This window comes from Parafrankia sp. Ea1.12, assembly GCF_900465275.1.
GTDB classification, from domain to species: domain Bacteria; phylum Actinomycetota; class Actinomycetes; order Frankiales; family Frankiaceae; genus Parafrankia; species Parafrankia soli.
The window spans coordinates 24,986-32,261 of sequence record NZ_UBIZ01000315.1; the positions used below are offsets into that span (position 1 = coordinate 24,986).

The 7,276-nt window shown below is 69.3% G+C and carries 10 protein-coding genes and 1 pseudogene; 9 read left to right on the plus strand and 2 right to left on the minus strand.

What is annotated here, in order from left to right; all coding sequences use genetic code 11:
• Positions 1-1,263: an RNA-guided endonuclease TnpB family protein gene (locus tag FMEAI12_RS16955; protein WP_112106800.1), complete on the plus strand. Its 1,263-nt coding sequence runs from the start codon at positions 1-3 to the stop codon at positions 1,261-1,263.
• Positions 1,264-1,299: 36 nt separating this feature from the next.
• Here the strand turns inward: FMEAI12_RS16955 and FMEAI12_RS38255 are convergent, their stop codons facing one another.
• Entirely contained in the window at positions 1,300-1,542 is a 243-nt protein-coding gene (locus FMEAI12_RS38255; protein WP_235014088.1) for a hypothetical protein, read from the minus strand.
• Between the two features lie 19 nt (positions 1,543-1,561).
• Here FMEAI12_RS38255 and FMEAI12_RS38260 point away from each other — a divergent pair, with 19 nt between their 5' ends.
• Complete coding sequence (locus tag FMEAI12_RS38260; RefSeq protein WP_235014089.1) at positions 1,562-1,879, plus strand: hypothetical protein; 318 nt, start codon at positions 1,562-1,564, stop codon at positions 1,877-1,879.
• A 24-nt stretch (positions 1,880-1,903) separates the two neighbouring features.
• On the opposite strand, the pseudogene FMEAI12_RS38265 reads toward FMEAI12_RS38260, so the two are convergent.
• Positions 1,904-2,386, minus strand: a pseudogene (locus FMEAI12_RS38265) (ATP-binding protein); the annotation flags it as partial.
• A gap of 207 nt (positions 2,387-2,593) precedes the next feature.
• On the opposite strand from FMEAI12_RS38265, the gene FMEAI12_RS16965 reads away from it, so the two are divergent.
• From FMEAI12_RS16965 to FMEAI12_RS16995, 7 genes are all read left to right on the plus strand, one after another.
• Positions 2,594-2,830 carry a hypothetical protein gene (locus FMEAI12_RS16965; RefSeq protein ID WP_112106792.1) on the plus strand — a complete coding sequence of 79 codons (237 nt, stop codon included), beginning with the start codon at positions 2,594-2,596 and terminating at the stop codon, positions 2,828-2,830.
• Between the two features lie 68 nt (positions 2,831-2,898).
• Entirely contained in the window at positions 2,899-3,369 is a 471-nt protein-coding gene (locus tag FMEAI12_RS16970; RefSeq protein WP_368672082.1) for a DUF6879 family protein, read from the plus strand.
• Positions 3,338-4,219, plus strand: a complete 882-nt coding sequence (locus tag FMEAI12_RS16975; RefSeq protein ID WP_235014085.1) for a helix-turn-helix transcriptional regulator — start codon at positions 3,338-3,340, stop codon at positions 4,217-4,219. The genes FMEAI12_RS16970 and FMEAI12_RS16975 overlap by 32 nt, the downstream gene beginning before the upstream one ends.
• A gap of 136 nt (positions 4,220-4,355) precedes the next feature.
• Positions 4,356-5,516, plus strand: coding sequence for a radical SAM protein (locus FMEAI12_RS16980; RefSeq protein ID WP_235014086.1), 1,161 nt, complete (start codon positions 4,356-4,358; stop codon positions 5,514-5,516).
• Positions 5,509-6,102 carry a 3'-5' exonuclease gene (locus FMEAI12_RS16985; RefSeq protein ID WP_112106795.1) on the plus strand — a complete coding sequence of 198 codons (594 nt, stop codon included), beginning with the start codon at positions 5,509-5,511 and terminating at the stop codon, positions 6,100-6,102. The genes FMEAI12_RS16980 and FMEAI12_RS16985 overlap by 8 nt, the downstream gene beginning before the upstream one ends.
• Positions 6,077-6,787: a dTMP kinase gene (gene tmk / locus FMEAI12_RS16990; RefSeq protein WP_112106796.1), complete on the plus strand. Its 711-nt coding sequence runs from the start codon at positions 6,077-6,079 to the stop codon at positions 6,785-6,787. The genes FMEAI12_RS16985 and tmk overlap by 26 nt, the downstream gene beginning before the upstream one ends.
• Entirely contained in the window at positions 6,747-7,136 is a 390-nt protein-coding gene (locus FMEAI12_RS16995) for a recombinase family protein (RefSeq protein ID WP_112106797.1), read from the plus strand. The genes tmk and FMEAI12_RS16995 overlap by 41 nt, the downstream gene beginning before the upstream one ends.
• Positions 7,137-7,276 lie beyond the last annotated feature (140 nt).

The window sequence follows — 7,276 nt, forward strand, 5'->3', positions numbered from 1 at the left end:
ATGATCGTGCCGATCGTGCGGTACCGCTACCGCCTCAACCCGACGCCGGGCCAACAGCAGATGCTCGCCCGGACGTTCGGGTGCTGCCGGGTCGTCTACAACGACGCGATCCGGTGTCGCGACGAGGCGTACAAGGCCGGCGAGAAGCTGAGCGCGTCGCAGGTCCAGACCCGTGTGATCACGGAGGCGAAGCGGGCGAAGGTGCGGGAGTGGCTGGGCGAGGTCGCCTCGGTCGCCCTGGTTCAGTCGGTCGGCGACGCGCACAAGGCGCACCGGAACTGGCGGAACTCGCTGTCCGGCAAGCGCAAGGGACCCAAGGCCGGCCGCCCGCGCCGCAAGTCCCGTAAGGACCATCGGCAGTCGTTCCGGCTCACCCGCAACGGCTTCTCGCTCAGGGACGGCGGCGTCTACCTCGCCAGGATCGGCGTGGTCGACGTCGTCTGGTCCAGGGAACTGCCCGCGCCTCCGTCGTCGGTATCCGTGATCAAAGAGCCGGACGGCAGGTACTACGCCTCGTTCGTCGTGGAGCGCGTCGACACGGCGCTCCCGACGACCGACCGCGAGTGCGGTGTCGATATGGGACTCGACATGTTCGCGTCGATCGCCTACAGCGACGGCACCGACGAGAAGGTGTCGAACCCGCGCTACCTGCGTGCCGCCGAACGCAGGCTCGCCCGCGCGCAGCGGGCACTGTCCCGCAAGGCGAAGGGCTCGAAGAACCGGCAGAAGGCGCGCCACCGGGTGGCCGTCGAACACCGGAAGGTCCGCGAGAAGCGGGCCGACGCACAGAACAAGCTCGCTCACCGGCTGGCCCGCGACAACCAAGCGGTCTACGTCGAAACGCTGGGCATCAAGGGACTGGCCCGCACTCGTCTCGCCAAGTCGGTCAACGATGCGGCGTGGGGACGGTTCCTCGGCAAGGTCAAGAACAAGGCCGACCAGTACGGCCGCCTCTTCCACCCGCTTCCCCGCCAGTTCCCGTCGTCGCAGATCTGCTCGGTGTGCGGGCACCGGGACGGACCGAAGCCTCTCAAGATCCGGGAGTGGGACTGCCCGCACTGCGGCACGCACCACGACCGGGACCTGAACGCCGCGCGCAACCTCCTCTTCGAGGGTCAGCGCCAGGTCGCCGCTGGGCGGAAAGGCGTGGCTGAGATGCCGCGCCAGGCGGAGACCGAAAACGCCCGTGGAGCCGGTGTTAGTCAGGGCGGAAGCTCTGCTGTCGGCGTCGAAGCGGGAACCCACCGAGGCGATCGCGCGTGAACGCGCACGACGCAGTAGGAATCCCCGGCCTTCACTTCAAGCCGGGGAGGACGTCAACTCGTTGTAGATCGGGTTGGCCGGGCGGACAGGCGGGTCCGGGGCGAGTAGGCCGAGGTCGCGGACGTACTGGATGTCGTCGTTCTTCGGCCGCTGCGTCGGCGGGGTGCCGGTGATCAGCGGTTCGATGATGGCGCGGACCCGGGAGTCGTTGAGCTTGTCGACCAGCGAGTCGAGGTGAGTGGCCCGGGTCTGGATGAGGCGCTCCGCGGCCTTCTCCACGTGCTCGGCTGTGATCGGGGTGGGCCATCCCGACGATGATCTCGTTCGCGAGCGCGTTGACCAGCCAGGGCTGCCCGTCGGTCAGCTCGAATGCCCGCTCGACCGCGCCGTCAGTGAATGGCTGCCCGGTGTCAGACGTGTGCTGACCGTAGAGTTCGCGGATCTCGTCGAGAGTGAAGTTCCCCAGCCGCAGCGACCTGACGATGATGTTGAACGGGCTGGGGTCGCCGAGCCGGTTCGGGTTGCCGCTGGCGGCCGTCCCGGGGACCCGCGGAATCGCGAAGCGATTTCGGGGGTGGCAGTCGCGGAGATCGCGCAGACCGCAGAGAGCGACTGACATCGGGAAGTTCTCGGGCCGGCCGGTGGCGCCGCTGCGCAGCTGGCTGAGCACGCTGATCAGCGTGCGGCCTTCCAGCGCGTCGATCTCGTCGAGGACGAGCACCACCGGCCGCGGGCAGGCCCTCGACCAGGCCGCGAGCGCGCTGCTCAGCAGCGCCCCCGCGGGTGCCTCCGGCCAGGTCGGCGGGCGGAGCTCGGCGGGCAGAGCGTCGGCCGCCCTTTCCTGGAGGGTTCGTAGGATGGCGCGTTCCGCCGCGCTGACGTCGTCGGACCAGGGCCGCCCAGGCTCGCAGGAGGTCAGCACCGCGGCGTACCGGCCGCTCGCGGTCAGTTCCTGGGCCAGCGCCCGCAGCGTCGTCGTCTTCCCCGTCTGCCGGGGAGCGTGCACGACGAAGTCGCCATGCTGCGTCACGAGCCCGGGCACCTCTGGGAGCCGGGCCGCGGCCGGGATCATGTAATGAAGCTCGGGGACGCAAGGGCCAGCGGTGTTGAACCAACGAGCCATCACGCACCGCCCTCCCCGGGCCACCGGCACGGACCGATCGGCGCAACTCTACGGACCGCCACCGACCGCCTAACCCCGGGCGGCGCGGCTGCCGCGGGCCCGCACGCGCGTGGCGATCATGCTGGGCGGCCTCTCGTTGACAGCTCCCGCTCCCGGCTGTGACCATGTGGCGAACGGTTCGCCAGATTTCTAGCAACGGAGGCACCCGTGCGCGCCCGGTTCCTCGGCAAAGATCCCCAGTCCCAGGTGGACAACTCGCCCACCCTGTTTGCCACCGACCGCGCCGACCGCGTGACCTACATCGCCCAGGGGTGGAAGGTGACGGACCCCCAGGTGCTCGCGGACGTCGGCCCCGTCCCGGACCATGAGACCTTGGTCGAGATCCCGGAAGACGTCCTGAAGTTCTACGCGCGCCGTTACCTGGAGCAGGAGGAGGAGCACTGATCCAGCTCATACCGCCCGGCCCCGAGTTCCGGCGGCTCTTCCACTCCTTCGAGCACACCGCCTTCCGCCTGGAGGCCCGCGACACCTACGACGCGACCTACGAGCAGGAGTCGCTGCAACGGTTCCTCGCAGGCGAGCCGGACGATCTTCCGTGGATGCGCAGCTGGCTGGACATGCTCCACGAGGCCACAGCCGCCGGCCGGCGGTTCGCACGCGTCCGCGTCGTGAGCCTGCCCCTGACCGACTACAGCCGCTTCGGGGTGTACTGCGCGCAGTTCACGAACGGTGCCGGCGAGGACATCCGCTACCTGCCACGCGACCAGGCCGAAGCCGCCGGGCTGCCGCACCACGACTACTGGCTGTTCGACTCGTCCAAGCTGGTCCGGATGCACTTCGACGAGGCCGACTGCTTTCTCGGCGGCCAGGTAATCGAGGACCCGGCCGAGATCGTGCGGCACAACTTCTGGCGTGATGCCGCCTGGCACCACGCCGTCAGACGGGACGACTTTGCCACCCAGCAGTACCTCGGACGCGTCTAACGTCCAGGAGGCGCGCAGCGCCCTCGGCAAACGGCTCCGCGAGCTTCGCGCCGCGGCCTCCCTGAGTGGCCGGCAGCTCGCGGAGTCGTTGTCGTGGCCGCCCTCGAAGGTCTCCAAGCTGGAGAACGGCCGGCAGACCCCGACGGACGATGACATCCGGGGTTGGACCGAGGCGACCGGCAGCCAGGCAGAGGCGCAGGCCCTGCTGGCCACCCTCCATACCCTGGAAGTCCAGCACGCCGAGTGGCAGCGCATCCTCCGTGCCGGCCTGAAGCCTCGGCAGCAGGAGCTGATCGAGTGGGACGCGCGAACCCGCCTCTTCCGGGCCTTCGAGGCCACGGTGATCCCAGGTCTGCTCCAGACCGCCGAGTATGCCCGCGCCCGCTTTGCCGAGAGCATCCGGCGCCTGAAGCTGCCGAACGACATCAACGACGCCGTGGCCGCCCGCGTGCGACGACAGGAGATCCTCTACCGCCCGGACAAGCGGTTCCACTTCGTGCTGACCGAGGCGGCGCTGCGGTTCCGGCTCTGCCCCTTCGAGGTCATGCTTGGGCAGCTCGACCGCCTGATCTCCTTCTCGCAACTGCCCAACGTCCGGCTCGGGATCATCGGCTTCGAGACGCAGTACGCCACCTCGCCGTGGCACGGCTTCTGGATCTACGACACGGAGCGGGTCCTCATCGAAACCTTCAGCGCGGCGCTTGACCTGCGGCAGCCGCCGGAGATCGAACTGTACGCGGGCGCCTTCGATCAGCTCGCCGCCGTCGCCAGCTACGGCCGGTCCGCGCGGGCGATCATCAACCGCACCATCAGCGATCTTGCCGGTGACGCGTCTCCGGATGGCTCGTAGTTTCACTCGTGCCACTGCTGTCTGCATGAATTCGAGAAATCCCAAGCAACTTTCTGGCTATCCGCCCCAGCCGCTCCTTACCCTCCGACTCAGACAGGTCACCGCCCCAACCCGACGGGGCACTTGGAGGGCACGAGTGAGCACCCTCGTCCCGCTGCTGGGCAGCGGACAGATCGAACAACTTCCCCCACGCGCACGTGAGGTCGTGGAGTACCGCAAGAGCGGCCTCTCCCTCAACCACATCCAGGGCTGTCCCCTCGATTGCGCCTACTGCATCCGCCACACCTACGGACTGTGGGACCAGCGCCAGCCGCGGGCGCTCATGTCCGACGCTCAGGCCGTCGCCTGCCTCGTGGCCCATCCGTACTTCCGGGCGGGCCGCACGCCGGTGCAGCTGTTCAACCGGGCCACCGAGCCGTTCCTCCCCGCGGTCAAGCCGCACACCTTCGCCGTGCTGGAGGACCTGGACCGCCGGGGCCTGACCAACCACGTCCTCGTCATCACCCGCCACCAGGTCAGCTCCGAGGACTGCGCGCGGCTGAACCGGCTGCTGCACCTCAAGGTGACGCTCCTGTTCACCTACTCCGGCATCGGCGACCAGCGCATCGAGCCGTACCCGTCGGCCGTGGCCGCCGCCTCCCTGAAGGTGGCGACGACCACTCGTCCCCGGCGTTACCGCACGGTGCTGTACTGGCGTCCGCTGGTTCCCGGCCTCAACGACACGGACGAGCACCTCGCACGGGCAGCCGTCCTCAGCCGCCACGCCGACGCCACCGTCTTCACCGGGCTGTTCTACCGGGACCAGATCGCCGGCTACTACCAGGCGGCCGGTCTGCCGGAGCCCTACAGCGGCACCGCCCGCCGCAAGATCGTGCCGGAAACCCTGGAGCAGCGAGTACTGGAAGCACTGGCCGGCCGCGGGCCCGTGTTCCGCAAGACCTCCTGCGCGGTGTCCTACGTGCACGGCCTGCCCGACTACAACGGTCACTACGGCGTCCGGGAGCTGTGCGACATCTGCCCCCTGGCGCAGATCGGGCGCTGCGAGCAGGCCCATCACCGGCCAACACCAGAGCGGATCGCGTCCCTGGCCGCCGAGGTGCCGGACGCCGAAGGGCTGGAAATCGTCGACATCGACGACCGGGCCGTGGTGGTTGACGGCCTGCCGCACGAGCAGCCCCGCTACTTTCTCCAACACGCCTTGGGGTTCCAGGTGCACGACCGGCAGCATCCGCATCACGCCGGGCGGCATGGGCGCGCCGAGATCGGCTGGCAGCAGGAAGAGGCAGCTCGTGAGTGACTGGACCAGCCGCGACTTCGCCGTCGTCGACCTCGAAGGTAACGGCCAGCGGCCACCCGACCTGGTGGAGCTGGCCGTCGTCCCGGTCACCGCCGGGGTCATCGGGGAACCGCTGACCTGGCTGGTGCGCCCCGAGACTCCCATCACCGGCTTCGCCCGCCGCATCCACGGCATCACCAGCGAGATGGTGGCCCACGCGCCCGTGTTCGCCGACATCGAGACGGACGTACGCACAGCCCTGGAGGGTGTGGCGGTCGTGGCCCACAACGCTCCCGTTGACCTGGGTGTACTGCGCCGCAAGCTCGCCGGTTGGGAACCGGCCGAGGCATTCGACACGCTGCGCCTGGCCCGCCGCCTGCGGCCGGACCGCGTCAGTTACCGCCTCGGGGCGCTCGTCGAAGCCTTCGATCTGGCCAGCGGACTGTGCCCGAAGCTGCGCCCCCACCGGGCCGCCTACGACGCCCTCGTCACCGCCCGCCTGTTCACGCTGCTGGCCACCAGCCCAGAGGGCCGACCGCTCACCCTCGACGAACTCCGCGGTCAACCATCGGGAGACGGCGATGCCCCGCCCGCGGCCCTTTTCTGACCACCAGCGCGGCCTGTTCATCAGCATCGACGGCCCGAGCGGGGCGGGGAAGTCCACCCTGGTCAGCCACCTGGCGCAGCTGCTCGTGGCCGATGGCAAGGACGTCCACCTCACTCTGGAACCCTCCACCGGGCCCATCGGCGAGCTGGCCCGCGACCTGACCGAAACAGTCACCGGCCACGCCCTGGCCTGTCTCTACGCCGCCGACCGTTACCACCATCTCGAAACCGAGATCCGGCCCCAACTGGCCGCCGGCAAGACCGTCATCTCCGACCGCTACACCCCCTCCGGTCTGGTGATGCAGCGCTTCGACGGCATCGCCCCGGCCTTCCTCTGGGCACTCAACGCCGAGGCCGACCGGCCCGACCTGTGCGTCATCCTCGAAGCCGACCCCGACATCGTCGCCCGCCGCCTGGCCGACCGTGGCGCCCACAACCGCTTCCAGCTTGCCCCCGGCTCCAGCCACGCCGAGGCCCACTTCTATCGCCAGGCCACCGACCGTCTGGTCCAGGCCGGGTTCAACGTCCTGAACGTCGATTGCAGCCAGCGCCCGCCCGAGCGGGCGGCCGCCGTGATCCGGGACCGCCTCACACACCCGCCGTCGGTTCTGCCTGCTTTACATCAGCCCAATCGGAGGAACCGCCATGCCTCAAACCGTCTATGGATACGTCAGCCTGGAAGATGACGACGAGGTGGAAGTCGAACGGCTGCATGACGCGCTGACCGCCCACGCCAAGGCAGCGGGTCTGCCTCTGGCTGAAATTTTCGTCGATCGCAACACGCCTCCGGCGAGGATCGTCCGGGCCGGACTCACGGTCCTGCTCGACGCCATCCTGCGCCGGGAGGACTGCGGCGTACTGGTTGCCAGCCCCGATCAGCTGTCGGCACTGCCGGCCGTGCGCCGGGCCATCGAGGTGGAGATCGAGGGCCTCGGGGGCAGCCTGCTGTACTTGTCGGCGGACAGCGAGCCCGGCTCGGTTCAGCCCTCCCAGCCCCCCGGGGCCGGGAAGTGGCCGGGACCAGGCTCAGCATGAGGACCGCGACCGCCCAGCAGCAGGAACCGCTCGCCGTGGCTCATCGTCCCCTCGTTCACCGAGGCCCCGGCATCCGGTCAAGCGCCGTAGCCTCAGCTGATCATTTGGTGGACCGGCGGCCGCGGTCCTCATGCTGAGCC

Excerpts from the sequence above, each read along its gene's own strand:
- FMEAI12_RS16955 (WP_112106800.1), top strand. The coding sequence starts at position 1 with ATGATCGTGCCGATCGTGCGGTACCGCTACCGCCTCAACCCGACGCCG.
- tmk (WP_112106796.1), top strand. The coding sequence starts at position 6,077 with ATGCCCCGCCCGCGGCCCTTTTCTGACCACCAGCGCGGCCTGTTCATC.
- FMEAI12_RS16995 (WP_112106797.1), top strand. The coding sequence starts at position 6,747 with ATGCCTCAAACCGTCTATGGATACGTCAGCCTGGAAGATGACGACGAG.